Here is a 25,877-nt window from a genome sequence, read left to right as displayed (position 1 = left end):
GCGTCACAATTCGGCGATGGTGATGATCCCGTCCTGAAGCGCCCGCACGAGCAGTGCCGTCTTAGTGGACGCGTCGCGCCCGACCAGCGCGTACTTCTCACGGATCCGGGTCAGGTGGGTATTGACCGTTCCGAGGGCGATGTGGAGGTCGGCGGCGACGGCGAGCTTGGAGTCGCCGCGCAACCAGTGCCGCAGAACCTCGACTTCGCGAGCCGACAACGCCGGCTTCGGATAGATGCGGGTGACGGGCGGTTCGCCCGTATGGCCCGTATGAGGGGGGTGCCCGAGTGCGTCGGGTGCAGTGGTCATGCCGTTTCCATCTTTCTGACATGTACAGAGAGCTACAGGTACCCGACGTCCCTGCAGGCAGTTCAGGTTAACCTGCGGCGGCGGTGCGTGTCTCGGCAGGCCCGGATCAGCTCTCACAGCCGACACCGTCGCCGTCGCGATCCAGATGTGTCCCGTAGCCCGGCTCGCCGATCCGGACCGGCGCCGCACCGGCCGCCTTCGCCGCGGAGCAGTTCTTGTAGTAGACGTCGCTCGGCGGTGCCGTGTCGACGAACGGGACGGGTGCGGGCGCCGGTGCCGGAGCGGGAACGGGTGCCGGCGCAGGTACCGCTTCCGGCACCGTGGTGGTCGTCGGAGCAGGCGCCGCGGCGGGCGCTGCGGCCCCGCAGTCCTGCAGTACCCGGGCGATCGCGTCGTGCTCGGCCTGGGTGACCCACAGCCTGTACGCGGCCTTCACCTCCACCTGATCGGCCACGTAGGTGCACCGGTAGCTCTTGTTCGGGGGCAGCCAGGTGGCGGCGTCGCCGTCCGATTTCTGCTGGTTGGCGGGTCCGTCGACGGCCTTGAGGTTCCGCGGGTCGTTCGCGAAGTTCACCCGGGTCGCGGTGTCGAGCTGCTGGGCGCCCTTCTGCCAGGCATCGGACAGCGCGACGACGTGATCGATCTGCACGGCGTTCGACGTGCCCTCGCCGCGGACGAAGGAGATGGTGGTTCCGGTGTACGGGTCGCTCAGCGTTCCGGTCTGCACCGCGCAGTTTCCGGTTCCCGGCTTGAACACGATCTGGTCGAGATCGCGTCCGAGGATGTCGTTGCGCGTATCGCATCCGTTGTGACCGCCCTCGACCGTGACGTCGTCGGTCCAGGCCTGGCCGAAGAGATCCCGGTCGTAGCCGGTCTTCGGCGCGCGCCCCTTGATCTCGAGGCCTGCGAGCTGCTGGAGCGCGGCGGTCGCGTCGGCGCCGCCGACCGCGGGTTCGACCGGGGAGAGTGCGAGCGCAGACGAAATCGGCGCCGGTGTCGAGGAACTCGACGCGGCACGTGCAGTCGTCGACGCGGCGACCGCGGGCGTCGCGGACGCGGATACCGCTGTGGCCTGGGCCGATTGGTCGTCCTGGGTCGGGCTGAGGAAGGAGAACACGGCCACGGCTACGACGATGCCGCCGGTGATCCAGGGCCACTTCTTGCGAGTGACGGTTGATGTGGGCGGGGGGAACGTCATGCCGGTCCTTCAATGAACTTGGGGGGTCCGGTGTTCATCGCACGGAAAGCCTCTTCCGTTACTCGGCATCGGGAGAACTGTTAGCATCCCCCGGGACCGGAATTCGTGCGGGTGGAGGGCGGTAGACGGTCGTGAGACGACACATGTTTCGGGGGAAATTGCGCACAGCGGCCGTCGCGGCCGTGACCGTGGCGTCCCTCGGCCTCGGCGGCGCGGTTGCGACCGCCGATCCGATCATCGACACCGGTCGGGTGCTCGATTCCGCGGAGGCGCCCAACGGTTCGAAGATCGATCACGTCACCGTGATCGATCCGAGACATCTGACGCTGCACGTCTTCTCGGCGTCGATGCAGCGGGTCGTGCCGGTGGACGTCCAGCGCCCCGCAGACACGAGTGTGCCGAGGCCGACGCTGTACTTCCTCGACGGCCAGGTCCGCAGGGAGAAGACCGACGTCGAAGAGTTCCTCGCAGGTCAGAACGTGAACGTCGTGAGCCCTTCGGGCGGCGAGAACGCGTATTGGACGGACTGGAAGAGCCCCGACCCGGTGATGGGGGTCAACAAGTGGAAGACCTTTATGACTCAGGAACTTCCGCCGGTGGTCGACGCCGCCCTCGGCACCAACGGGGTCAACGCGCTGGCCGGCATGTCGCGGGTGGGCACGGCGGCTCTGCAGTTGGCGATCGCCGCTCCCGGCCTGTTCCGCGGCGTGGCGGCCTACAGCGGTTGCGCCCTGACCAGTGATCCGCTCGGTCAGCTCTTCATCAAGATCACCATGGACAACTACGGGTACGGCAGTCCGGTCAACATGTACGGCGAGTCGGACGATCCGGCGTGGGCGGCGAACGACCCCTACGTCAACGCCGGCAAACTGCAGGGAACGGAACTGTTCCTCTCCAACGGCAACGGTCTTCCGGGACGCTATGAAACCCTGGACGGTCCCGGGATCGACGGGAACGTCGCGCAGCTCGCGCGTCAGATCTACGCGGGTGGACCCATCGAGGCGGTGACCAACTACTGCACCCATCGATTCACGGACCGCCTGGGAGAGCTGGAAATACCTGCAACCGTGAGTTTCCGTAACTCGGGCACACACTCATGGGGGTACTGGCAGGACGACCTTCACGATTCGTGGCCGGTGCTGGCTCGGGCGCTGGGAGTGTGAGCGGAGTACCTCCCGAATCTCCCGGCGGCGACGTCACCGACGACCTCGAGATCACGCGGTCGCTCGTCGTCCCGGCCGCGGAGTTGCAGTGGCGGTTCTCCCGCTCCGGTGGTCCCGGCGGGCAGGGCGTCAACACCACGGACTCGCGGGTGGAGCTGCGGGTGAATCTGTGGACGCTGTCGACTCTGTCGCCCGCTCGACTCGAACGCATGCAGCTACAGCTGGGGCACAGGCTGGTCGACGGGGTGGTCACCGTGACGGCGTCCGAAACCCGTTCGCAACTACGCAATCGGCGCGCCGCCCGGGCACGGATGGCGGCGCTGCTGCGCGCAGCCGTTCTGGCCGAACCCCGCACCCGTCGTCCGACCAAGGCGACCAAGGGGTCGCACCGACGAAGACTCGAGGCCAAGAAGCAACGCGGCCAGACGAAGAACCTCCGGAAGAGGCCGGACGTGTAAGGGGGTTTACGCACCGGGAAATGGGGAATCTCCCGGATGTGTCCACTCCTCGTGTGTCGGAAGATGAGTACGGAAGCGCCGTGACGGGTCACCGGGTGCGGCGAGGTCGGGGGAACGAGGGCGACATGAGTGTGCTTGACGAGGAACTGCATTCGGCGGCCGCGGCCGCGGCGGCGGGGGACCGCGAGGCAGTCGAGCGCGTGATGACGACGCTGTGGCCGCAGGTGGTGCGTTATTGCCGGACGCGCGTGGGGAATTCCCTGCAGGCCACACGGCCGGCCGACGAGGTCGCGCACGAGGCCCTGCTCGCGGTGGCGCGAAAGCTTCCGTTCCTCGCGCGTAGCGACCATCCCGTGCGGGAGGTGTACCGCGCGGTGAGCAGGACCGTCGCGGACGCGTACCCCGGCGGGGCCGGAAGTTCCGACGTCCCGCCGGAAGTCGCGCGGGTGCTGCACCGTCTCGACCCCACCGCCCGAGAGATCGTCCTGCTGCGCGTCATCGACGGGCTGTCCGTTCACGACACCGCGGGCCTGCTCGGACTGCCGGTGGGCCGAGTCCTCGTCGTGCAGCACGAGGCCCTGCGGACGCTACGGCCGACGGCGGCCTGATCGGACGTAGCGCCGACCGGAGAGCACGCAGAACTCGTTACCCTCGGGATCGGCGAGCACCACCCAACTCTGCTCGCCCTGACCGACATCCGCGTGCCGGGCGCCGAGCGCGAGAAGCCGCTGGACCTCGGCTTCCTGATTCTCGGGGCGGAAATCGAGGTGGAGGCGGTTCTGAATCTGTTTCGGATCCGGCACCGCCACGAACAGAATTTCCGGGTGGCTGTCGGCGTCGGGCCGGATGTGAACGTCACCGTCGGAGTCGGTCACGGCGCCCCAGCCCAGGGCGTCGGCCCACCACCGCCCCAGGGACGTCGGATCGACGGCGTTGACCACCACGGCTTCCCACTGCAGTCCCATGTGTCGACGGTACTGGGGCCGGGGGACCGCCGTCGGGGATTTACTGCAGCGGTGGATCGATCGGTTCGATGCCGAGGCGCTCGGAGTACTGCTCGTTGAGTTCGCGCCAGCCGTAATTCATCGCGTCGGCGCCGACGATCGGTCCGATGGGGTTGCCGTCGAGCAGTGCCTCGGCGACGTCGAGACACATGTGCCACCCGGCGGCCGTCATCGCCGCGGTGCGCTGGTCGTCGAGCGTGTGACGCAAGGTCAACCGGGTACCCGAGTCGGTTGCCTCGACGGTCCACAGCAGGACGTCGTCGCCCCAGGCGTGTTCGAGGACGTGGGGTGCGTCGGCTCGGGTGACGGTGCCGTCGAGTTCGATGCGGTCCTCACCGTCGACCATGATCAGGGTGGCGGGTCCGACGGATCCGAGGTCGCGGTCGGCGGTGTAGGGCGCCCACTGTGGAAGTTCGCCGGGATCGGTGAGCGCCGTCCACAGCGCCGGGGCGGAGTGGGTGAAGTCGCGGACGAAGGTCAGCGCCCACCGGGTGCCGTCGGGGCTCGCCTCGACGTGCCGGAGTGGGCCGGGGCGGTAGTCGCGTCGCGCGTCGGGCTCGGTCATGTCAGTTCTCCTTCGAATCGAGGTGCCGCTCGAGGGCATCGAGGTGGTGGGTCCACAGCCGGCGGTACGGCTGCAGCCACGCGTCGAACTCGTCGAACGGCTCACGGTGCAGGCTGTAGATGCGCTGCTGGGCCGCGGTGCGGCAGGTGACGAAACCGGCCTGTCGCAGTACCCGCAGGTGTTTCGACACGGTCGGCTGCGGCAGGGCGAGCTGGTCGACGAGTTCGCCGACGCTGGCGTGACCGTTTCGCAGCCGTTCGAGGATCCTGCGCCGCTGCGGTTCGGCGACCACGGTGAACACATCGGGTGCCATGCTCCGAGTATGCGCTCACGCGTATATACGCGTCAAGGAATATGACCGTCGAGAACTGCAAATGTGAACGCGAGTCACACATAACCATTGACCTGCGTCACACCCGGGTTTACGTTTTACCTATCAACGGCCATGAGATGAAATCGCTCTCGACGAAGGGACCAGCGATGTCTCAGCGTTCACACACGATCGACCGCGAGGAAGTCGCCGGCCGGCTCGTCGCGGGATCCGTCAAGCGGTCGTACGCGCCCGTCGTCGACATCGACTGGGATGCGCCGCTCGAGGACGGAAAGTACTTTCTGCCGCCACGGGTCCTGTCGCTGTGGGGAACCGAGATGTGGGACCGGATGAGCGAGACGCAGCGCATCGAGCTGTCCCGGCAGGAATCGGCGAACATTCTCAGCGTCGGAATCTGGTTCGAGAACATTCTCAACCAGGCGCTCCTGCGCGCGCTGCTCCACAACGACCCGAGCTCACTCCACGCGCGGTACATGCTCACCGAGATGGGCGACGAATGCCGGCACATGACGATGTTCGGGCGGGCCATCGAGCAGATGGGCGCCAAGCCGTTCCAGCTCCGGTGGTATCAGGCCGTCGTGGTCAATCTGCTGCCCAAGACATTTCGCGGAACCATGCTCTGGGTCGCGGCTCTGATCGGCGAGGAGATCTTCGACGCCACGCAGCGGCGCGTCCTCGAGGACCCGCAGTTGCAGCCGATGATCTCCCGGTTGATGCGGATCCACGTCACCGAGGAGTCCCGGCACATCCGATTCGCCCGGGAAGGCGTGCGCAGACGCGTCGCGGAAGGCCATCGGATCGACCGGCTGTGGGTCGGGACGCTGCAGGGCGTCGGAGGACCGCTGTTCCAGCGGCTGTTCACCAACCCAGCCATGTACGAGCGGGCCGGACTGGACCCGAAGGAAGCGCGTCGACAGGCGCTGGCAAACCCCAATTTTCGCGAGAATCAGCGACGTGGGTTCGAGTCGCTGGCGGCGTTCCTCGAGGAGAACGGGTTGATGCGAGCCACCTCCCGCGCGCTGTGGCGGCGCGGGGGATTCCTGTGAGCCCCGGGACCTCCGAGCCGGACGTCCTCGTCGTCGGTACCGGTTTCGCCGGGTTGTGCATGGCGATCAAGCTGAAAGAGGCGGGGGAGGAGAACTTCGTCGTCCTCGAGAAAGCCGACCGGGTGGGCGGAACGTGGCGGGAGAACACGTATCCGGGGTGCGGCTGCGATGTGATGTCGCTGATGTACTCGTTCTCGTTCGCGCCCAACCGGAACTGGACCCGGATGTACGCGCGGCAGCCGGAGATTCTCGAGTACATCGAGAGGGTGGTCCGCGACTACGACCTGACGCCGCACATCCGGTTCGGCTCCGAGGTGATCTCCTACGATTTCGATGACACCACCGACCGGTGGCGGGTGGAGACCGGGTCGGGTGCCGTCTATCACCCACGCATCGTCGTTGCGGGCCCTGGGCCGCTGCACAAGCCCAGCGTCCCGGCATTTCCGGGGCGAGAGTCGTTTGCGGGTACGGCATTCCATTCGGCCGAGTGGGATCACTCGGTGGACCTGGCGGGCAAGCGGGTGGCGGTCGTCGGTACGGGTGCGAGTGCCGTGCAGTTCGTGCCGGAGGTGGCGAAGACGGCAGCGCACGTCGACGTCTTCCAGCGGACCCCGCACTGGATTCTGCCGAAGCTGGACCGTCCGATCACGACCGCCGAGAAGGCGGTCTTCGCGGGCGTTCCCGGTGTCCAGAAGGCCTACCGCGGGGCGATCTACTGGAGTCACGAGTCGCTGATCGCCGGCTTCCTGCATCCCCGACTGATGACGGTGCTCGAGTCGGCCGCGAAAGGGCTGTTGCGGAGGCAGGTGCGCGACCCCGCACTGCGCGCCACGCTGACCCCCGGCTACACCATCGGGTGCAAACGAATTCTGGTGTCCAGCAACTATTACCCGGCGCTGCAACGCGAGAACGTCGACCTGGTCACCTCAGGTATCGAGGAGATCACCGCCCGGGGGATCCGCACCGAGGACGGGACGACGCACGAGGCGGGCGTCATCGTCTACGGCACAGGATTCGCGGTCGGTGACCGGTTCGCGAACGAGCACCTCGTCGGCCGTCGCGGGCTGACGATCCAGCGGGCGTGGCGCGACGGAATGGAGGCGTATCTCGGGGTCGCGGTGTCGGGCTTCCCGAATTTCTTTCTCATGATGGGGCCGAACTCCGGCGGCGGCAATCAGTCCATCGTCTTCGTCATCGAGGCACAGGCGCACTACGTCATCCGGTGCCTGGCGCTGATGAAGAAGCGCGACGCGACGCGGATCGAGGTGCGCGCAGGCGCCCAGCGCGAGTTCAACAGGGTGGTACATCGCAAACTCGAGGGCTCGGTGTGGAATTCGGGGGGATGCGACAGCTGGTACCTCGACGCCACCGGCCACAATCGGGCGGCCTGGCCCGGTTCGAGCGCGTCCTACTGGAGGCGCCTGCGGACCCCTGACGACCGGCACTTCGAGCTGAGTTCACTCGCGGAGCGCGAAGACGACACGGAGTACACCGGGCCCGGCGTACTCACGTCCGGCGACCTGACGGTGCCGGTCGAGGTCTTTCTGAACGGCCACGTCGAACCGCTGGACGGGCAGTACCACTGGTACGGCCGGGTCGTCGGGGACGGCGTCGACGCGGCGAAACAGCGTGGCCGCATCCCGCTGTTCCTCACGATCGGTGACGGTTCCGCGGCGCCCGCCGCCCTCGCCGAACGTGACCCGTGGGGTCATTTCCGGATCGCAGGGGTCGGGGCGCCGCCGTTTCCTCTGGCACCGGTCGAGGTCGATGTTCCGGTCTCCTGAACCGAACTCGCCGCGGCGATAGTCTTGTAACCGAGCGTGTATCCCACGCCGGACTCGACTGGGAGGCTGCTGATGCGGGACGTACTGGCAGACCTGATGACCGTGTGGACCGCGGGTGGCACGGCGGGCGTCGGAACGGTGGTCCGCACGTTCCGATCCGCCCCGCGGCCGCCGGGGGCGTCGATGGTCGTGGCACCCGACGGGACCGCGTCGGGCTCGGTGTCGGGCGGGTGCGTCGAGGGGGCCGTGTACGAACTCGCGACCGAGGTCGCGGAGTCGGGGGTCCCCGTGTTGCAGCGGTACGGGATCAGCGATGAGAACGCATTCGAGGTGGGCCTCACCTGCGGCGGAATCATCGACATCTTCGTCGAGCCGGTGGCCCGTCACAGCTTTCCGGAACTGGGCGCGATCGTCGACGACATCGAGAACCACCGACCGGTTGCGGTGGCGACGGTGGTCGCGCATCCCGACGCCTCGTGGGTGGGGCGCCGGCTGGTGGTCCGGACCGAGGAGGCGAGCGGCTCACTCGGCTCGGGGCGCGCCGATTCCGCGATCACCGATGACGCCCGAGGGCTCCTCGCGGCGGGCGGAAGCATGGTCCTGACCTACGGCGCCGACGGTCAGCGCCGCGGCGAGGGGATGGAGGTGTTCGTCGCCAGTTACGCGCCGCGGCCGCGCATGCTCGTGTTCGGGGCCATCGACTTCGCGGCCGCGGTGGCGCGGCAGGGTGCGTTCATGGGATATCGGGTCACGGTCTGCGACGCCCGTCCGGTGTTCGCGACGCACGCGCGATTTCCGACGGCCGACGAGGTGGTGGTCGACTGGCCGCACCGGTACCTCGCTGCCCAGGTCGAGGCCCGGGCGATCGACGGCCGGACCGTCATCTGCGTCCTCACCCACGACCCCAAGTTCGACGTCCCTCTTCTGGAGACGGCACTGCGGATCCCCGACGTCGCGTTCATCGGCGCGATGGGATCGCGCCGAACCGACCTGGACCGGCGGGAACGCCTGCGCGAGGTCGGTCTGACCGACACCGAACTCGCCCGGCTGTCCAGTCCCATCGGCCTGGACATCGGTGCCCGGACGCCGGAGGAGACGGCGGTGTCGATCGCCGCCGAGATCATCGCCCGCCGGTGGGGTGGCACCGGGCGCCCGCTGGGGGAGTCCAGTGGTCGGATCCACCACGAGGAACCCGTCGAATCCGGCGTCGAATAGGGCGGTTCGCCGGGGTTGACGGACCACCGGTTCTTGCGGAGGCTGAGAGCATCCACATTTGTGAGGTAGGTCACAATGCAAGTACCAGGATCCTTCGAATACGAGAGGGCAACGGGCGTCGAGGACGCCATCGCCCTGCTGGACCGACTGGGCGACGAAGCCCGACTCGTCGCGGGCGGCCACAGCCTGCTCCCCATGATGAAGCTTCGCCTCGCCAACCCCGAGTACCTCATCGACATCAACGACCTCGAGGGCGAACTCGGATACATCACCACCGAGCGGGCGATGCTGCGGATCGGTGCGATGACGCGGCACCGCCGGCTTCTCGAATCGGACGAACTCGCGGCGGTGTTCCCACTCTTCCGCGACGCGGAGAAGGTGATCGCCGACCCGGTGGTGCGCAACCGCGGGACGATCGGCGGGTCGCTGTGCCAGGCCGACCCGGCCGAGGACCTCACCACCGTCTGCGGCGTCCTCGACGCCACGTGCGTGGTGCGCGGACCCGGCGGACGCCGCGAGATCCCGATGGCCGAGTTCCTCGTCGGCCCGTACGAGACGGCACTCGCACACAACGAGATGCTCATCGAGATCGTGATACCCGTCCACGGCCACAGCTCCAGCGCGTACGCCAAGGTCGAACGGCGGACCGGGGATTGGGCAGTCACCGCGGCCGGCGCCGCCGTCACGGTCGAGGGCGGCGAACTCGCCCGCGCCGCGGTCGGCCTGACCGCGGTCAACCCGGATCCGTCCGGACTCGCGGATGTCGCCGACTACCTGACGGGGCGGCCGCCCTCGGAGGAGGCGTTCGCCCAGGCCGGACGGATGGCCGCGCAGGCCTGCGAGCCCGTGGGAGACGCGCGCGGCACCGCCGACTACAAACGCCATCTCGCGTCCGAACTCACGATCCGCACACTCCGTACAGCGGTCGACCGGGTGCTCCGCAGCGATGTGGAGCACGAACCGACCGGAGAAGAGGCATAGCCATGCAGGTGAACATGACCGTCAACGGTGACGCGGTAAGCGCCGAGGTGGAACCGCGCATGCTGCTGGTCCATTTCCTCCGCGACCAACTGGGGCTGACCGGGACCCACTGGGGCTGCGACACCAGCAACTGCGGCACGTGCGTCGTCACCGTGGACGGCGATCCGGTGAAGTCGTGCACGATGCTCGCGGCGATGGCGGGCGGGCACGACGTCCGCACGGTCGAGGGCCTCGAACACGACGGCGAACTCGATCCCGTCCAGCAGGGCTTCATGCAGTGCCACGGACTGCAGTGCGGGTTCTGCACCCCTGGAATGATGATGACCGCCCGGGCACTGCTCGACCGCGTCGAGAGCCCGGACGAGCACACCATCCGCGAAGCGATCTCCGGGCAGATCTGCCGCTGCACCGGGTACACCACGATCGTGCGGTCGATCCAGTGGGCGGCGGACCATCGGGCGGGCGAAGCCGCCGAACCGGAACCGGCCGGCGACTTCGACGCGGAGGTCCAGGAAGACACGACGCGGGGCGCCGAAGGTGCACCGATGACCGTGGAGGAACACGCGACAACGGGAAGTAAGTCATGACCACCGTCGAATCGCGTCCGCCTTCGGGCGACGCCGACGTCGTAGACAACGACAAGAAGCCCTGCGGCCACGGTCGCATGCTCCGCAAGGAGGATCCCCGCTTCATCCGGGGGCTCGGAAATTACGTCGACGACATCACCCTCCCCGGCATGCTGCACCTGGCGATCCTGCGGTCACCGGTTGCGCACGCCCGGATCGTGAGCATCGATACCAGTGCGGCGCAGGAGCACCCGAAGGTGACGGCGGTCGTGACGGGCGCCGATCTCGCCTCGAAGAACCTCGCGTGGATGCCGACGCTGTCCAACGACGTGCAGGCCGTGCTGGCCACCGACAAGGTGCGGTTCCAGGGCCAGGAGGTCGCGTTCGTCATCGCCGAGGACCGCTATTCGGCCCGGGACGCACTGGAACTGATCGACGTCGAGTACGACATGCTCGATCCCGTCGTCGATGCGCGCGCGGCACTCTCGCCCGACGCTCCGGTGATCCGCGACGACCTCGACGGCAAGACGGACAACCACTGCTTCGACTGGGAGACAGGCGATGCCGCGGCCACCGAGGCCGTGTTCGCGAAGGCGGACGTGGTGGTGAAGCAGGAGATCGTCTACCCCAGGGTGCATCCCGCCCCGATGGAGACGTGCGGTGCGATAGCGGACGTCGACCGGGTGTCCGGCAAGCTCACGCTGTACTCCACCTCGCAGGCGCCGCACGCGCACCGGACGATCTACGCCCTGGTCTCGGGTATTCCGGAGCACAAGATCCGGGTGGTGTCCCCGGACATCGGCGGGGGTTTCGGCAACAAGGTCCCGATCTACCCGGGATACGTGTGCGCCATCGTCGCGTCGCTGGTGACCGGCAAACCGGTGAAGTGGATGGAGGACCGCAGCGAGAACCTGATGAGCACCGGGTTCGCCCGCGACTACATCATGGTCGGTGAGATCGCCGCGACCACAGAGGGCAAGATGCTCGCGATCCGCACGAAGGTGCTGGCCGACCACGGAGCCTTCAACGGGACGGCGGCGCCGGTGAAGTATCCGGCGGGTTTCTTCGGCGTCTTCACCGGCAGCTACGACATCGAGGCCGCGCACTGCGCGATGACGGCGGTCTACACGAACAAGGCGCCCGGCGGTGTGGCGTACGCCTGCTCGTTCCGCATCACCGAGGCCGTGTATCTGGTCGAGCGGCTCGTCGACTGCCTCGCATTCGACCTGAAGATGGATCCGGCGGAGCTTCGGCTGAAGAACCTGCTGCGCCCCGACCAGTTCCCCTACACCAGCAAGACCGGCTGGGTGTACGACTCGGGCGACTACGAGACGACCCTGCGCAAGGCCATGGACATGATCGGCTACGCGCAGTTGCGGGAGGAGCAGAAGGAGCGCCGCGAACGCGGTGAGCTGATGGGCATCGGCATGTCGTTCTTCACCGAGGCCGTCGGCGCCGGGCCCCGGAAGGACATGGACATCCTCGGCCTGGGCATGGCCGACGGGTGCGAACTGCGGGTGCACCCTACCGGGAAGGCCGTCCTCCGGTTGTCGGTGCAGACCCAGGGACAGGGGCACGAGACGACGTTCGCCCAGATCGTCGCGGAGGAACTCGGGATTCCGCCGGACGACATCGACGTCGTGCACGGCGACACCGACAACACACCGTTCGGGCTCGGCACGTACGGCAGCCGGTCGACGCCGGTGTCAGGCGCGGCCGCGGCGCTGGTGGCCCGCAAGGTGCGGGACAAGGCGAAGATCATCGCGTCCGGGATGCTCGAGGCCTCGGTCGCGGATCTGGAATGGGAGAAGGGCGAATTCCACGTGAAGGGTGATCCCTCGGCGAAGGTGACCATCCAGGACATCGCGATGCGGGCACACGGAGCGGGTGACCTGCCCGAAGGAATCGAGGGCGGACTCGACGCGCAGATCTGCTACAACCCCGAGAATCTGACGTACCCCTACGGCGCGTACTTCTGCGTCGTCGACATCGATCCCGGCACCGCTGTGGTGAAGGTGCGGCGGTTCCTCGCCGTCGACGACTGCGGCACCCGCATCAACCCGATGATCATCGAGGGCCAGGTGCACGGCGGCATCGTCGACGGCATCGGGATGGCGTTGATGGAGATCATCGAATTCGACGAGGACGGCAACTGCCTCGGCGGATCGCTGATGGACTACCTGATCCCCACGGCGCTGGAGGTGCCGAAACTGGAGACGGGCTTCACCGTCACCCCGTCGCCCCATCACCCGATCGGCGCCAAGGGCATCGGCGAGTCCGCGACGGTCGGGTCGCCGCCGGCAGTGGTGAACGCCGTCGTGGATGCGCTCGCCCCGTTCGGTGTGCGGCACGCCGACATGCCGCTCACCCCGTCCCGGGTGTGGGAGGCCATGCAGGGCCGCGCGACACCACCGATCTGAATGTTGCCCGGCACTCGGCAGGAGGCCCGATGGATCTGAAAGAGCGTGCGGCGCAATTGGTGCGCGACCGCAGGCCGTTCGTCCACGCAACCGTGGTGCGAGCGCAGCCACCTACGTCCAGCCATACCGGTGACGAGGCGATTCTCCTGCAGGACGGGACCATCGAGGGTTTCGTCGGTGGTCAGTGCGCGCAGAACTCGGTGCGGACGGCCGCCCTGGGTGTGCTGGAAACCAACGAGAGCGTGCTGCTGCGGGTCCTTCCCGACGGGGCCGTGCAGTTCCCCGAGACGCCGGGCGCATCCGTCGTGGTGAATCCGTGCCTGTCCGGTGGCGCCATGGAGATCTTCCTCGAGCCGCAACTGCCGCCGCCGGTGGTGAGGATCTACGGCACCACACCGATCGCGCAGGCGTTGGCGCGCATCTCGGAATTGCTGGAGTTCTCCGTCGAGCACGACGACGCCGGTCTCGAACAGTTCTCCGGCACGACGGCCGTGGTGCTCGCCGGTCACGGCGGCCCCGAGGCGGACGTGATCCGCGCGGCGCTCGACGCCGGGGTCGGATACGTCGGGCTCGTCGCCAGCCGCACTCGGGGCGGCGCCATTCTCGACACCCTGGGTCTCACCGAATCCGAGCGGGCCAGGGTGCACACCCCGGTCGGCCTGAACATCGGGGCGAGGACGTCGGCGGAGATCGCGGTGTCGATCGCCGCGGAACTGGTGCACGAACTGCGGACCGCGGGACTTCGAGCGCCCGAGCATGATCCGGATCCTCGGGCCGGGGTGTTCGAGGCGATCGACCCGGTGTGCGGGATGAGTGTCGTCGTCGGTCCGGACACCGTGCACCTGCGGCGGGGCGGCGACGACTTCTGGTTCTGTGGTCCGATGTGCCGGGCGTCGTTCGCGCGGGAGACGGGAGCGGTATGACGGAAGCGTTCGAGGACGTGGCGGACGTGGTCCGGCGCTTCGATGCCGAGGACTACCTCCTCGATGTCGGTACGGCGTCGGCCCTGTATCTGGCGGCCGTCCTGCGCCGTCCGCTGCTGCTCGAAGGGGAACCCGGCGTCGGCAAGACCACTGCGGCCAAGGCGCTCGCGAGCGTCCTCGGCGCACCTCTGATCCGTCTGCAGTGCTACGAGGGACTCAGCGCGAACGAGGCCCTCTACGACTGGAATTACCAGCGCCAGTTGCTCACCATCCGGTTGGCCGAGTCGCGGGGCGACGGACTGACGGAGGACGACCTGTTCGCCGAGGAATTCCTGCTTCAGCGCCCGATTCTCCACTGCGTCAGATATCGGGGGCCGACGCCGCCCGTGCTGCTGATCGACGAAATAGACAGGGCCGACGACGAGTTCGAGGCACTTCTCCTCGAATTCCTGGGGGAGGCCTCGGTCACCGTTCCCGAGTTGGGAACGTTCACGGCCGAACACCACCCGGTGGTGGTGCTGACGTCCAATCGGAGTCGCGACCTCCACGACGCCCTGCGCCGGCGTTGCCTGTACCACTGGATCGACTATCCCGAACCGGCGCGGGCGGCCGCCATCGTGCGCCGCACGGTGCCCGCCGCCGCGGCGCCCCTCATCGAGCACGCCACCCGGTTCGTCGGCCGTGCACGCGAACTCGACCTCGACAAGCCGCCCGGTATCGCGGAGACGATCGACTGGGTATCGGCACTCGCGGCGCTGGGAGTGGCCGACCTGGTTCGCGACGACGCGATCTCGAGCCTGAGTGCGCTCGCCAAGACCCCGGACGACCGCGCGATCGTTCAGGATGCATTCGCCGAGTACGCGCACGGCCTGGCCACCGGATGAGAGGCTTCAGCCATGAAGTTTGCCAACGAATTCACCGTCAGCGCACCGATCGAGCAGGCATGGGAGGTACTCAGCGATCTCGAGGAGGTTGCCCCGCTGCTCCCCGGGGCGCAGATGACCGGACGGGAAGGCGACGACTACCTGGGGAAGGTGAAGGTCAAGGTCGGACCGGTGACGAGTGAATTCAAGGGCAAGGCCACGTTCGTGGAGCGTGACTCGAAGGAGCATCGCGCCGTGATCGACGCCCGCGGCCGGGACTCGCGCGGCTCCGGCAACGCGTCCGCGACGATCACCGCGCAGTTGCACGAGACCGGTGACGGCACCCGCGTCACCGTGGACACCGACATGAAGATCGTCGGCAAACTCGCGCAGTTCGGCAGCGGGATGATTCAGCAGGTGTCGGAGAAACTCATGGGGCAGTTCGCGGAGTCGTTGGAAGCGAAGCTCGCCGGGGGTCCCGGTGAGGAGCCGGCATCCGCTCCCGCCGCAGCCGACTCCACGGGTACCGCGACGCTGTCCGTGGCCCCGCCGGCCGCGGAACCGGCTCCGCTGGACCTCCTCGCTCTCTCCGGGGCGGGGGCCTGGAAGCGGTACGCCCCGATTCTCGCCGCCGTCCTCGCGGGAATCGTGGTCGTGCTCGTGGTGGGCCGCCGCAGGCGATGAGTGCGACGGGCGTCCTGCGGGGCGTCGACCTCGCATCGTTCGCGGTGGCCCTCGTCGCCAGGCTGCGCGCTCGCGGCGTCGTGGTCTCGGCAAGTGGCCCTGCGGTGTTCGTGCAGGCGCTGCACCTGTCGCCGCCCAATTCCCGGTCGCGGCTGTATTGGTCGGCGCGGCTGACGCTCGTCAACCGCGTCGACGATCTCGCGCCGTTCGACGCGGTGTTCGCCGCGGTCTTCGACGATGCCGTCCTGTCACTGGACCCGCACGCCCGGCGCGGCGCCGCCCCGGGGCGAGACCCTGCACTGGCCGGTGTCCGCGACGGGCGCGACCGGCCCGGTGCGGCGGAGGACGTCGCTGGCGTGCCGTGGATGACACGACCGATGATGACCGGCGGCGACGACAGCGGAGAGGACGAGCTCGGGGACTCTCCGACGGCGGTGCCGGACACCCTGCCCAGCCGGCTCGTGGCCCGCGCCGACGAACCCTTCGCCCGGTTCGATGCCGCCGATCTCCGGCTCCTCGGATCCTGGCTGGAGCAGGCCACCGCGGGCTGGCCGACCCGCCGTACCCGGCGGCGCGAAGTGCACCGCCGCGGCCGCCGTATCGACCTGCGGGCCACGATGAACCGGTCCCGGGCCACGGGCTGGGAATCGGTGGTCCTCGCCAGGACCCGCGCCCGGCACCGTCCGCGGCGCATCGTGATGCTGTGCGACGTGAGCAGGTCGATGCAGCCGTACGCCGCGATCTACCTCCACCTCATGCGCGCGGCGGTGCAACGGCAGACCGCGGGCAGGCCGGAGGTGTTCGCCTTCTCCACGTCGCTGACGAGGCTCACCCCCGTGCTGGCCCACCGCAGCGCGGAGACCGCGATCCGTAAGGCGAACGAGAAGGTGGTCGACAGATTCGGTGGCACCCACATCGCGGGCAGCCTGAGCGAACTGCTGGCCTCGCCGCACGGCAACGCGCTGCGCGGCGCGCTCGTGGTCGTCGCCTCCGACGGCTGGGACAGCGACGATCCGGCACGTCTCGCGCACGCGCTCACCCGGGTGCGGCGCCGCGCCCACCGCGTGGTGTGGCTCAACCCCCGTGCCGGTGATCCCGACTTCCGGCCGCTCGCCGGCTCGATGGCGGCCGCACTGCCCTTCTGCGATGCGTTCCTCCCCGCACATTCGCTGTCCGCGCTGCGCGACGTGCTCGATGTCATCGGCCGAATGGGTTGAGCCGGTGGGTGGTGCGAATCCACCCCCAGGGTCCCTGCCCGCCGCGACACTCCTCCCTCACACTCGAGGAGACGGTGCACACCGCCCTTCAGCTCACAGGAGGACCACCAATGTCGAGTACCAGAAAACCGGCCAGAGTCGCCGCGGCGATCGGAGCGCTTCTCGCAGCCCTCTCGATCTCCCTGGTGGGAACAGCCGAAATCGCCGGCGCCAGACCATGTCAGAACGACTGTCACGCGCCCGTTCCCAAACCGCCGGTCGACGGCTGCCAACTCTGCAATCCCAATCCACCACCACCCCCGCCTCCGCCGCCCCCGCCGCCCCGGTAGGGAACAGCTCGGCATGCGAGACACGCGCCTCGGCCGCACGGTCGGGGCGCGTGTCGCGTTGCGGGCGAGCCGTCGTTGCTCCGCGGAGCGAGATGACGGATGATCGACCAGGGTCGATCGGGAGTCGTACCAACCAAGCGAGGCGAATGCCGTGGCTACGCTCAGTTCCGTGAACGTCGGGATGCCCCGGGACGTTTCCTGGCACGGGCGGACGGTACGCACCGGTGTCTGGAAGCGGCCCGTCGACGGCCCGCGCACGGTCCGGAGACTCAACATCGACGGTGACGGCCAGGGCGACCTCGGCGGTCACGGTGGTGAGAACCGTGCGGTGCTGGTGTACCAGACCGAGTCCTACCACCACTGGAGTGAGCACCTGCGACGCGACGATCTCGAGCCCGGACACTTCGGCGAGAACTTCACGGTCGACGGTCTGCCCGACGACGAGGTCTGCATCGGCGACCGCTACCGGATCGGCACCGCGGTCTTCGAGGTGACCCAGCCCCGTGTGACGTGCTATCGGGTGGGCCTGCGGATGAACGAACCGCAGATGGCGGCACTGCTCGTGTCCCACCGGCGGCCCGGGTTCTACCTCAGGGTGATCGAGGAGGGGGAGGTGGAGGCCGGGCAGGGCATCGTCAAGATCGCATCCGGTCCGGAAGCGGTGTCCGTCGCCGAGATCGATGCGCTCCTGTACCTGCCCGGCCACCCGCGGGATGCGCTCGAACGCGCCGTGCGCATTCCGGCACTGAGTCCCGGGTGGAAGGGCTCGCTGCGGAGCCTCCTGGACCAGGCCGACACGGGGGCAGGCGGAAACACCGGACTGACGAGAACGGCCGGCAGCCCCCCGCCGGCGTGGGCCGGATTCCGGGCGCTGACGGTCACCGGGATGCACGCGGAGAGCCGCGATGTGCTCTCGTTGTCGTTGGCTGCCGCCGACGGGACGGCCCTGCCGTCGTGGCGTGCGGGTCAGTCGGTCACGCTCCGCGTGCATCCTGACGAGGGCGCGCCGCTGATCCGGAGTTATTCGCTGTCCAATCGCCCCGGCGCCGCCGAATACCGGATCAGTGTGAAACGGGAACCGCACGGCGCGGCCGGTCGCTACCTCCATTCGCGTGTGCGCGTCGGCGACACCCTCGAGGTGGCGGCGCCGCGCGGGACGTTCTTCCTGGACGGCGGGGGGAGGCCGGTGGTGCTCGTGTCTGCGGGCGTGGGGGTCACACCCGTGCTGTCCATGTTGTACGCACTGGCAGAAGCGGATTCGACCCGGGCCGTGTGGTGGGTCCACGGTGCCCGCGACGGATCCGAGCACGCTTTCGCCGACGAGAGTCGGGACCTTCTGCGCCGGCTGTCGGGGAGCAGCGCACACATCGCGTACAGCCGACCCGCCGACACCGACCGTAAGGGCGTCGACTACGCCACGGCCGGACGGCTTTCCGCGCACCTGATCGACAGTCTCGGTCTGCCCCACGACGCGGATGCGTATCTCTGCGGGCCTGCCTCGTTCATGGCCGCCCTCGGGTCCGCGCTGACCGGGCACGGACTCGATCCGTCGAGGATTCACGTCGAAACGTTCGGTGCGGAAGGAGCCCTCAATCCCGGTGTGGTTCTGTCGTCTTCGGTTGCGCCCCACCCGCCGCCCGGACCACCCGGTGCCGGCCCCGCGGTCTCGTTCGCGCGCAGCGGGCTCACCGTGCCGTGGGATCCGGGGCGGGGGACGCTGCTCGAACTCGCCGAGGCCTGCGACGTCCCCACACGCTGGTCCTGCCGCACCGGCGTCTGCCACACCTGCGAAACAGCTCTACTGTCCGGACCCGTCGACTACGACCCGGAACCCGTCGAACGACCCGCCGAGGGGAACACCCTCATCTGCTGCACGCGCCCGGCGGACGACGTGGTTCTGGACTTGTAGGGTCGTCTACTCTTCGGCGCCACCGGGATCCGACTTACCGGCGGCCTCGTCGCGGTCGGCCCATTCCAGCAGCGGCTCCAGCGAGAACACGGCGTCGTCGATTCCGGCGTGCAGGTCGCCGAGTTTCGCGAACCGGTCGGGGACGGTGGCGATGGTGAACGCGTGCGGGTCCACGTCGTCGATCTCGTCCCAGGTCACCGGTGTGGACACCGTCGCGTCGGGCACACCCCGCACCGAGTACGCGCTGGCGATGGTGTGGTCGCGGGCGTTCTGGTTGTAGTCGACGAACAGCTTGCGCGGATCCCGGTCCTTGCGCCACCAGGTGGTGGTCACGTCCTGCGGCGACCTGCGCTCGACCTCGCGGGCGAAGGCCAGCGCGGCCCGCCGGACGTCGCCGAATCCCCAGTCCGGCCGGATCCGGACGTACACGTGCATCCCGCGTCCGCCCGACGTCTTCGGCCAGCCCGTGGCCCCCAGTTCGTCGAGCACCTCGTGCACGACCCCGGCGACACGCCGCACCGTGTCGAACCCGCAGTCGGGCATCGGATCGAGATCGATCCGCCACTCGTCGGGACGCTCGACGTCGGCGCGGCGCGAGTTCCACGGATGGAACTCGACGGTGGACATCTGCACCGCCCAGATCACGTCCGCCGGGTGCGTGACGCACAGTTCGTCGGCGTGGCGGTTGTATCGCGGGAACGTCACCCGCACCGTCTGCACCCAGTCGGGCGCGCCGTGCGGCAACCGCTTCTGGTGGACCTTCTCGCCGCTCAGCCCGTCCGGAAACCGGTGCATCATGCAGGGGCGCTCGCGCAACGCGCGGACGATCCCGTCGCCGACGCTCAGGTAGTAGTTCGCGAGATCGAGTTTCGTGGCGCCGGTGGCAGGGAAGTAGACGCGCTCCGGGTGCGAGATCCGCACGGTCCGGTCGCCGACCTCCAGTTCGACAGCGGGAGCCTTGCTCTTGCCGGTCGCCATGCAGCCAACGTAACCCGCGGTGCATCCTCAGTCGCGACGTTTGCACAGACATTCGCCGGATTCACCGGCAATTGCGCGGGTTTCTCACCAATGTCCGTGCGTTTGTGGAGGCGGGGTCAGAAGCCCGGCGCGCGGCCACCGTTCCACAGTTGCTCGGTGACGTCGTGGAAGCAGACGAGGGTCACCGGGTCGTCCTGCCGACGCAGGATCGGCCGGCTGATGAGTGCGCGGACGCGGGATCCGTCCTGGTGGGTGAGGTCGATGGGTGTGGTCGCGCTCTCGCGGAGGTGTTCCACGGCGTCCGCACCCGTTGTTGCCCCGTCCAGATCGAGCAGTTCGGAGACCGGGCGTCCGCGCAGGGTATCGACGGGATGGCCCAGCATCTCCTCGAAAGCGCTGTTCGCGTGGACGACGGTGCCGTCTTCCTCGACCGCCAGGACGGGAACCGGGAGGCGCTCGAGCAGGACGAGGGCGGGCAGCTGCTCGAGATAGCCCAGCGGGGTTCCCGGGGTCGGGCGGCGTCTCTCCTCGTGCTCTGCCTGTGCGCTCACAGACCTATACTCTCACTGATCAAGCCCCCATGAGTTCCGGTCGGGGTGATCAGCGGAAAGCGCCACGCCTACGGGCGGAGATCCGGGCTCAGTCGAGCACCGCCAATTCGGGCACGGGGACGACGAATTTTCCTCCCCACTCGCGGATGTACGACATGTCCCGAACCACCTCGTCCCGCAGGTTCCACGGGAGGATCAGGAGGTAGTCGGGCCGGGTGTCGCGGATGTGGTCGGGCGCGTAAATGGGCAGGTGGGTTCCCGGCAGGAACTTGCCCTGCTTGTGGGGACTCCGGTCGACGGTGTAATCGAGTAGGTCGTCGCGGATTCCGCAGTAGTTGAGCAGGGTGTTGCCTTTGGCCGGCGCGCCGTAGGCGGCCGTCGACTTTCCGCGGTTGCGTGCGTCGATGAGGAATTCGAGCAGCGCCCGTTTGGTGCGCATCACCCGCTCCGGGAAGGTGGCGTAGCCCTCCGGAAGATGCAGACCTGCGGCCTGCTCCTTCTCGCCCAGCTCGCGCAGTCGCCGGGACGTGAGGTGTCGGGGGTACTCGGCGTGACAGGCGTAGATCCGCAGGGAACCACCGTGTGTGGAGAGTTGTTCGACGTCGAACAGTCGCAGGCCGTGGGCGGCGAACACGCGCGTGACGGTCAGCAGCGAGAAGTAGGAGAAGTGCTCGTGGTAGATCGTGTCGAACTGGTTGTGTTCGATCAGCTGGAGCAGGTGCGGGAACTCCATGGTGATGACGCCGTCCACCGCGAGCACGGTCGCCATCCCGGCGACGAAGTCGTTCAGGTCGGGAACGTGCGCCAGGACGTTGTTGCCGATCAGCAGGTCTGCGCGGATGTCCTCCCCGACGAGTTTGCTCGCCATCGAGGTTCCGAAGAACCCGACGCGGGTGTCGATCCCGCGCCGCACGGCGACCTCGGCCACGTTCTCGGCCGGTTCGATGCCGAGCGACGGGATGCCGGACTCCACGAAATACTGGAGGAGATATCCGTCGTTGCTGGCGATTTCGACGACCTGCTTCGAACTGTCGAGATGGAACCGCGCCGTCGTGTCCTCGACGTAGGCGCGGGCATGGTCGAGCCAGCTCTGTGAGTACGACGAGAAGTAGAGGTAGTCGGTGAAGATGAACTCGGCCGATTCGAATTCGGCGAGCTGGACGAGGAGGCACTTCGAGCACACGTACGCGTGCAGCGGGTAGAACACTTCTCGTCGATCCAGTCGGTCGGCCGTGAGATACGAGTTGGCGAGCGGCGACATCCCGAGATCGCAGAACGACTGCTCCAGGGGGGTTCCGCAGTGCCTACAGGGAGTACTCATGATCGTCTCCCCTGCCACCCAGTCCGTCGTTCCAGATCTTCCAGGGGGCCTTGTCGTTGTCCCAGAGTTCGTTGAGGTAGATCTTGTCCCACAACGTGTCCATTCCCCGCCAGAAGCCGGGGTGCTGATACGCGGTCAGTTCGCCGTCGGCCGAAAGTCGCTCCAGCGGAGCCCCTTCGAAGACAGTGTCGTCGCCGTCGATGTAATCGAGGACGGACGGTGAGGCGACGAAGAATCCGCCGTTCACCCAGCCGCTGCTGCCGCGCGGCTTCTCCTGGAACTGCACCCGGTCCTCCTCCATGCGGAGAGCGCCGTAGCGGCCGGGCGGCTGCACCGCGGTGACCGTCGCGATCGAACCGGACGTCCGATGGAAGTCGGCGACCCGGCGAATGTCGACGTCGGTGACGCCGTCGCCGTAGGTGAAGGAGAAGACGTCGTCGCCGATGTGCTCCTTCGCCCGAAGTAGGCGTCCGCCGGTCATGGTCGAGGCGCCCGTGTCGAGCAGGGTGACGGTCCACGGCTCGGTCTTCGAGGAGAGCGTCTTGGTGGTGTCGGTGGCCAGGTCGATCGTCACGTCGGACATGTGCAGGAAGTAGTTGGCGAAGTACTCCTTGATCATGTAGCCCTTGTAGCCGAGCAGGATGATGAACTCGGTGACGCCGGCTTCGCCGTAGATCTTCATGATGTGCCAGAGGATCGGGCGTCCACCGATCTCCACCATGGGCTTCGGCCGGCTCTGCGACTCTTCGCTGATTCGGGTGCCGCGTCCACCGGCGAGAATGACGGCCTTCATGACGTTTCCTTACGTGGTCGAAGAATGGTGAGTAGGACGTCGCACACCCGGTCGACCTGTGCTTCGGTCAGCATGAGTGCCGACGGCAGATTGATCGAGCGTGCAGCGATGTCGTATGCGGTCTTGTTCCGGCGCGCCGCCGTCGCGACGGTGTCGTATCCCGCGAATGCGGGCAGCGAACTGAGTGGGGGCAGGAAGGGGCGGGTGTCCACCGAGTGCAGGTCGAACAGTTCCATCATTCGGCGGGCCGGCAGCCGGTAGGCCGGGTCGAGGACGGCGGTGACCATCCAGAACGTGTTCGTGAGGCCGTCCCGTCGGCGGTTCAGCTGCACACCGGGAACGTCGGCGAGGCGCTCTTCGTACCATTCGAAGATCTGCCGCTTCTTGTCCAGGAGTTCGTCGATGCGGGCCAGCTGGGCCCGGCCGAATGCGGCCTGCAGACTGCTCATCTTGTACTTGAAGGCCAGCTCCTCGGTGGTGAAGAACCGGTGGTCCGCCGGCGTGCGACCGTGGTCGCGCAACCGAAGTATCCGCTCCGAGAGGTCGCTCCGGTCGGTCACGACCATTCCGCCCTCACCGGTCGTCAGCGTCTTCGTGCCGTGGAAGCTGAAGGTCCCGACGTCGCCCAGCGTTCCGGCGAAACGATCGCCGAGCTTCCCGCCGATGGACTGGGCGGCGTCCTCGATGATCGGGAGACCGTCCGCGACCGAGCGAACGGCCTCCATGTCCGGCATGCCGCCGTACAGGTCGACGGTGACGACGGCCCTGGTGCGCCGGGTGAGGCACTCCGCGAGCGAATCCGGGGACAGGCACCAGGTGCCGGCGTCGATGTCGGCGAAGACGGGGGTGGCGCCGACGTAGGTGATCGGTGCCGCGGTCGCCACCCACGTCGATTCCGGGACGATCACCTCGTCGCCGGGACCCAGGTCGAGGGCGAGCATCGCGAGGTGCAGCGCGGAGGTGCAGTGGGGCACTGCCGCGGCGAAGTCGGTCCCGAGATAGTCGGCGAACTCCGTCTCGAAGAGGCCGACGGACTCGCCGGCGTGGGTGTACCAGTCGTTCGCCGCGGCTTCCGCGACGTACCGGACCTCGAGATCGGTCACCCACGGCCCGGCAACCGGGATGCGGTCCTGCTCGCGGAGGGCCGCGCGTTCCTCGACGTCCGGGACCGAGGCCGGCTCGATCATGGTGACACCCAGCGCAGGTCGCTGTCGAGCCGACCGTGATCGAGGTGTTGCTGGATGGTTCTCAGCCGGAAGTATTGCGGTCCCTCGAACCGCTCCGCTGTCATTCCGCCGTCGGAATATGCGGCCCAGAGTTGTTCGATTCCCCGGCGCAGGGTCCACTGGGGCCGATATCCGGGTAGCTCCCGCTCGATCTTCGAGAAGTCGACGCGGTAGTCACGGATGTCGGGCATCGCCCCTTCCGAATGCCCGACCACGCAATCGGGTACGACCTCGGCGACGAGTCTCGCGACGTCGAGCACCTGGTAGTTCTCGCCGACGCGCCCGACGTTGAACGCCTGATCGTGGACGATGTCTCTCGGGGCCGCGAGCGCCTGCGCGAACGCGTGCGCGATGTCGAGGACATGGACGAGCGGCCGCCACGGTGTGCCGTCGCTCTGCAGCAATACCTTCCCCGTGGTCGCCGCGTGCCCGAGCAGGTTGTTGACGACGACGTCCGCACGCAGTCGGCGTGAGAGCCCGTACGCCGTGGCGTTGCGCAGATACACCGGTGAGAAGTCGTCGCCGGCGAGCCGGGACAGTTCCTGTTCTACTCGGACCTTCGATTCCCCGTACGGTGTCACGGGATTGAACGCCGCCCCTTCGTCCAGTTCGAGGTCGCTGCCCGCGCCGTACAGGCTGCACGAGGACGAGAAGACGAACCGGCCGACGCCCGCGGCCTTCGCCGCCTTCGCGAGCCGGACGGATGCCTCGAGGTTGATGTCGTACGTCAGCCTCGGGTCGATGTCGGACAGTGGATCGTTCGACAGGGCGGCGAGGTGGACGACGGCGTCGAAGCCGGCGAGGTCGGCCGGGGTGACGTCGCGCACGTCGATGTCGAGCATCGGCAATGGTTCGGGAGGAGCGAGGAAGTCGCACCCGGCGAAGTAGCCGGTGTCGAGGCCGACGACCTCGTGTCCGAGGCCGACGAGCAGCGGAGTCATCTCGACGCCCAGATAACCCAGGTGCCCGGTTACCAGAATTCTCATGGGTGATGATGTGCTGTCGGTCATTTCACCGGCTCCTCGATGCTGCTTCTACGTGACTTCGAGTACGGAAGGGTCGAACACGAGGACGCCGTCGGTGCTGCCGCCCTCGTCGTACTGCGCCACGACGTCTTCGGGCACCCGGTCGTAGGTGTCGGCCCGCAGGTAGTCGCGGACGGAGGTTCCGGTCGAGTGGGAATCGACGTTCGGGGGGCCCGCCTTCGCGAGGAGATCGTCGAGGGCGATGGTGCGGAAGTCGAAACTGAATCGGGCCCGGCCGGTGGTGTTCGGCACCGTGGCGTGCAGTTGGGCGCCCGAGAACGACAGGATGGAGCCGACTTCCCCGACGATCCGGACTTCGCTGCCGGGGTCCTGTCCGCTGAGCCGCGGATGCGGCCGTGGGTCGTCCTTGATGTAGAGCGCGGCGTCGCGACGGGACGAACGGTTCCATTCGTAGGCGTCGAAGTCGGCGCTCGAATTGTCGGTCGGCCTCTGCCAGAACTCGGGATGGAACGCCATGCAGCTCTTGTCGGTCACGCCGAGAATCGGTGCCCACCAGTTGTTCTGGCACTGCGGTGAGGAATACCAGGTGTCTCGGTGCGGCGTGTAGTTGTACCCCAGGCCCGCAGTGAGATACGACGCCGGGGGGACTACACGCAGCTTGGGCACGTCGAAGTACGTCCGGGTGATGTCGGCTCCGAGGTCGACGAGAACGTCGCGGAGCAGTTCCTTGGAGTGGGGGTGGTGGGTGAATCCGGTCTTGAGCGGCCCGAGGATGCGCACGTACTCCTCGACGGGGAGGTCGTCGTGAGCGGTCGACGGATCGTGCGCACCGAAGGCGGCGTCGATCAATTCCCACGCGAATTCACTGAAGGCGCGGATCGAGTCGCGGGCCGGGAAGCAGAACACCTCGCCCGAGAAGATTCGCGAACGTCTGGCCTCGTCCGTCACATCGGACTCGGTCGAAATCACAAATGCCATGGGTCTGTCCTCACATCGTGTCGATACTCGGTAACTGTCGAAGGTTGCGTCGAATCTCGCTCGGCGGCATCGCCCTCCG

Annotated in this window: 26 protein-coding genes; 14 read left to right on the top strand and 12 right to left on the bottom strand. The window is 67.8% G+C overall.

The window, feature by feature from the left end; translation table 11 throughout:
• Nucleotides 1-3: 3 nt before the first annotated feature.
• Both RJ1_RS08225 and RJ1_RS08220 read right to left on the bottom strand, forming a co-directional pair.
• Nucleotides 4-309 (bottom strand): response regulator transcription factor, encoded by a 306-nt coding sequence (locus RJ1_RS08225; protein WP_073359454.1) that lies wholly within the window; start codon nucleotides 307-309, stop codon nucleotides 4-6.
• 106 nt (nucleotides 310-415) lie between these two features.
• The gene (locus tag RJ1_RS08220; protein ID WP_073359453.1) at nucleotides 416-1,507 is read right to left on the bottom strand and encodes a GmrSD restriction endonuclease domain-containing protein; all 1,092 of its coding nucleotides are present in this window, start codon (nucleotides 1,505-1,507) and stop codon (nucleotides 416-418) included.
• A 143-nt stretch (nucleotides 1,508-1,650) separates the two neighbouring features.
• On the opposite strand from RJ1_RS08220, the gene RJ1_RS08215 reads away from it, so the two are divergent.
• The 3 genes from RJ1_RS08215 (at nucleotide 1,651) to RJ1_RS08205 (ending at nucleotide 3,736) form a co-directional block, all read left to right on the top strand.
• Nucleotides 1,651-2,670, top strand: a complete 1,020-nt coding sequence (locus RJ1_RS08215; RefSeq protein ID WP_073359452.1) for an alpha/beta hydrolase — start codon at nucleotides 1,651-1,653, stop codon at nucleotides 2,668-2,670.
• A complete protein-coding gene (gene arfB, locus RJ1_RS08210) occupies nucleotides 2,667-3,128 on the top strand; it encodes an alternative ribosome rescue aminoacyl-tRNA hydrolase ArfB (RefSeq protein WP_073359451.1) in 462 nt (153 codons plus the stop codon). The genes RJ1_RS08215 and arfB overlap by 4 nt, the downstream gene beginning before the upstream one ends.
• Before the next feature lie 125 nt (nucleotides 3,129-3,253).
• Entirely contained in the window at nucleotides 3,254-3,736 is a 483-nt protein-coding gene (locus tag RJ1_RS08205; RefSeq protein WP_073359450.1) for a sigma factor-like helix-turn-helix DNA-binding protein, read from the top strand.
• Here the strand turns inward: RJ1_RS08205 and RJ1_RS08200 are convergent.
• From RJ1_RS08200 to RJ1_RS08190, 3 genes are read right to left on the bottom strand one after another with little or no spacing between them, the layout of a single operon-like run.
• Nucleotides 3,716-4,093: a VOC family protein gene (locus RJ1_RS08200; protein WP_073359449.1), complete on the bottom strand. Its 378-nt coding sequence runs from the start codon at nucleotides 4,091-4,093 to the stop codon at nucleotides 3,716-3,718. The two genes, RJ1_RS08205 and RJ1_RS08200, sit on opposite strands and share 21 nt — an antisense overlap.
• Before the next feature lie 40 nt (nucleotides 4,094-4,133).
• Nucleotides 4,134-4,697, bottom strand: a complete 564-nt coding sequence (locus tag RJ1_RS08195; RefSeq protein ID WP_073359448.1) for an SRPBCC family protein — start codon at nucleotides 4,695-4,697, stop codon at nucleotides 4,134-4,136.
• 1 nt (nucleotide 4,698) lies between these two features.
• The gene (locus tag RJ1_RS08190; protein WP_073359447.1) at nucleotides 4,699-5,010 is read right to left on the bottom strand and encodes an ArsR/SmtB family transcription factor; all 312 of its coding nucleotides are present in this window, start codon (nucleotides 5,008-5,010) and stop codon (nucleotides 4,699-4,701) included.
• Nucleotides 5,011-5,147: 137 nt separating this feature from the next.
• Here RJ1_RS08190 and RJ1_RS08185 point away from each other — a divergent pair, with 137 nt between their 5' ends.
• From RJ1_RS08185 to RJ1_RS08135, 11 genes are all read left to right on the top strand, one after another.
• Nucleotides 5,148-6,074, top strand: a complete 927-nt coding sequence (locus RJ1_RS08185) for an AurF N-oxygenase family protein (protein WP_073359446.1) — start codon at nucleotides 5,148-5,150, stop codon at nucleotides 6,072-6,074.
• Entirely contained in the window at nucleotides 6,071-7,858 is a 1,788-nt protein-coding gene (locus tag RJ1_RS08180; protein WP_073359502.1) for a DUF4873 domain-containing protein, read from the top strand. The genes RJ1_RS08185 and RJ1_RS08180 overlap by 4 nt, the downstream gene beginning before the upstream one ends.
• 72 nt (nucleotides 7,859-7,930) lie before the next feature.
• On the top strand, nucleotides 7,931-9,073 hold the full coding sequence (locus RJ1_RS08175; protein ID WP_073359445.1) for an XdhC family protein: 1,143 nt from the start codon (nucleotides 7,931-7,933) through the stop codon (nucleotides 9,071-9,073).
• 75 nt (nucleotides 9,074-9,148) lie between these two features.
• Nucleotides 9,149-10,054, top strand: coding sequence for an FAD binding domain-containing protein (locus RJ1_RS08170; protein ID WP_073359444.1), 906 nt, complete (start codon nucleotides 9,149-9,151; stop codon nucleotides 10,052-10,054).
• Nucleotides 10,055-10,056: 2 nt separating this feature from the next.
• The gene (locus RJ1_RS08165; protein WP_073359443.1) at nucleotides 10,057-10,641 is read left to right on the top strand and encodes a (2Fe-2S)-binding protein; all 585 of its coding nucleotides are present in this window, start codon (nucleotides 10,057-10,059) and stop codon (nucleotides 10,639-10,641) included.
• Entirely contained in the window at nucleotides 10,638-13,040 is a 2,403-nt protein-coding gene (locus RJ1_RS08160) for an aerobic carbon-monoxide dehydrogenase large subunit (RefSeq protein WP_073359442.1), read from the top strand. Before RJ1_RS08165 ends, RJ1_RS08160 begins: the two co-directional genes overlap by 4 nt.
• A 29-nt stretch (nucleotides 13,041-13,069) precedes the next feature.
• Nucleotides 13,070-13,963, top strand: coding sequence for an XdhC family protein (locus tag RJ1_RS08155; protein ID WP_073359441.1), 894 nt, complete (start codon nucleotides 13,070-13,072; stop codon nucleotides 13,961-13,963).
• Nucleotides 13,960-14,847 carry an AAA family ATPase gene (locus RJ1_RS08150; protein WP_073359501.1) on the top strand — a complete coding sequence of 296 codons (888 nt, stop codon included), beginning with the start codon at nucleotides 13,960-13,962 and terminating at the stop codon, nucleotides 14,845-14,847. The genes RJ1_RS08155 and RJ1_RS08150 overlap by 4 nt, the downstream gene beginning before the upstream one ends.
• Before the next feature lie 12 nt (nucleotides 14,848-14,859).
• Nucleotides 14,860-15,510 carry an SRPBCC family protein gene (locus tag RJ1_RS08145; protein ID WP_073359440.1) on the top strand — a complete coding sequence of 217 codons (651 nt, stop codon included), beginning with the start codon at nucleotides 14,860-14,862 and terminating at the stop codon, nucleotides 15,508-15,510.
• Nucleotides 15,507-16,727, top strand: a complete 1,221-nt coding sequence (locus RJ1_RS08140; protein WP_073359439.1) for a vWA domain-containing protein — start codon at nucleotides 15,507-15,509, stop codon at nucleotides 16,725-16,727. The genes RJ1_RS08145 and RJ1_RS08140 overlap by 4 nt, the downstream gene beginning before the upstream one ends.
• A gap of 480 nt (nucleotides 16,728-17,207) precedes the next feature.
• Nucleotides 17,208-18,965, top strand: a complete 1,758-nt coding sequence (locus RJ1_RS08135) for an MOSC domain-containing protein (RefSeq protein WP_073359438.1) — start codon at nucleotides 17,208-17,210, stop codon at nucleotides 18,963-18,965.
• Nucleotides 18,966-18,971: 6 nt separating this feature from the next.
• Here RJ1_RS08135 and ligD read toward each other — a convergent pair whose 3' ends face one another.
• From ligD to RJ1_RS08100, 7 genes are all read right to left on the bottom strand, one after another.
• Nucleotides 18,972-19,943, bottom strand: coding sequence for a non-homologous end-joining DNA ligase (ligD, locus tag RJ1_RS08130; protein WP_073359437.1), 972 nt, complete (start codon nucleotides 19,941-19,943; stop codon nucleotides 18,972-18,974).
• Between the two features lie 116 nt (nucleotides 19,944-20,059).
• The gene (locus tag RJ1_RS08125) at nucleotides 20,060-20,494 is read right to left on the bottom strand and encodes a PAS domain-containing protein (protein ID WP_073359436.1); all 435 of its coding nucleotides are present in this window, start codon (nucleotides 20,492-20,494) and stop codon (nucleotides 20,060-20,062) included.
• 88 nt (nucleotides 20,495-20,582) lie between these two features.
• Nucleotides 20,583-21,815, bottom strand: a complete 1,233-nt coding sequence (locus RJ1_RS08120; protein ID WP_073359435.1) for a class I SAM-dependent methyltransferase — start codon at nucleotides 21,813-21,815, stop codon at nucleotides 20,583-20,585.
• Complete coding sequence (gene rfbF / locus RJ1_RS08115; protein ID WP_073359434.1) at nucleotides 21,799-22,608, bottom strand: glucose-1-phosphate cytidylyltransferase; 810 nt, start codon at nucleotides 22,606-22,608, stop codon at nucleotides 21,799-21,801. The genes RJ1_RS08120 and rfbF overlap by 17 nt, the downstream gene beginning before the upstream one ends.
• On the bottom strand, nucleotides 22,605-23,795 hold the full coding sequence (locus RJ1_RS08110) for a DegT/DnrJ/EryC1/StrS family aminotransferase (RefSeq protein ID WP_083400645.1): 1,191 nt from the start codon (nucleotides 23,793-23,795) through the stop codon (nucleotides 22,605-22,607). The genes rfbF and RJ1_RS08110 overlap by 4 nt, the downstream gene beginning before the upstream one ends.
• Complete coding sequence (locus RJ1_RS08105) at nucleotides 23,792-24,820, bottom strand: NAD-dependent epimerase/dehydratase family protein (RefSeq protein ID WP_073359433.1); 1,029 nt, start codon at nucleotides 24,818-24,820, stop codon at nucleotides 23,792-23,794. The genes RJ1_RS08110 and RJ1_RS08105 overlap by 4 nt, the downstream gene beginning before the upstream one ends.
• A gap of 48 nt (nucleotides 24,821-24,868) precedes the next feature.
• Nucleotides 24,869-25,798 carry a hypothetical protein gene (locus RJ1_RS08100; protein ID WP_073359432.1) on the bottom strand — a complete coding sequence of 310 codons (930 nt, stop codon included), beginning with the start codon at nucleotides 25,796-25,798 and terminating at the stop codon, nucleotides 24,869-24,871.
• Nucleotides 25,799-25,877 lie beyond the last annotated feature (79 nt).

This window comes from Rhodococcus jostii NBRC 16295, from assembly GCF_001894825.1.
GTDB classification, from domain to species: Bacteria; Actinomycetota; Actinomycetes; order Mycobacteriales; family Mycobacteriaceae; genus Rhodococcus_F; species Rhodococcus_F jostii.
This window is presented reverse-complemented; position numbering and strand designations above follow the sequence as displayed.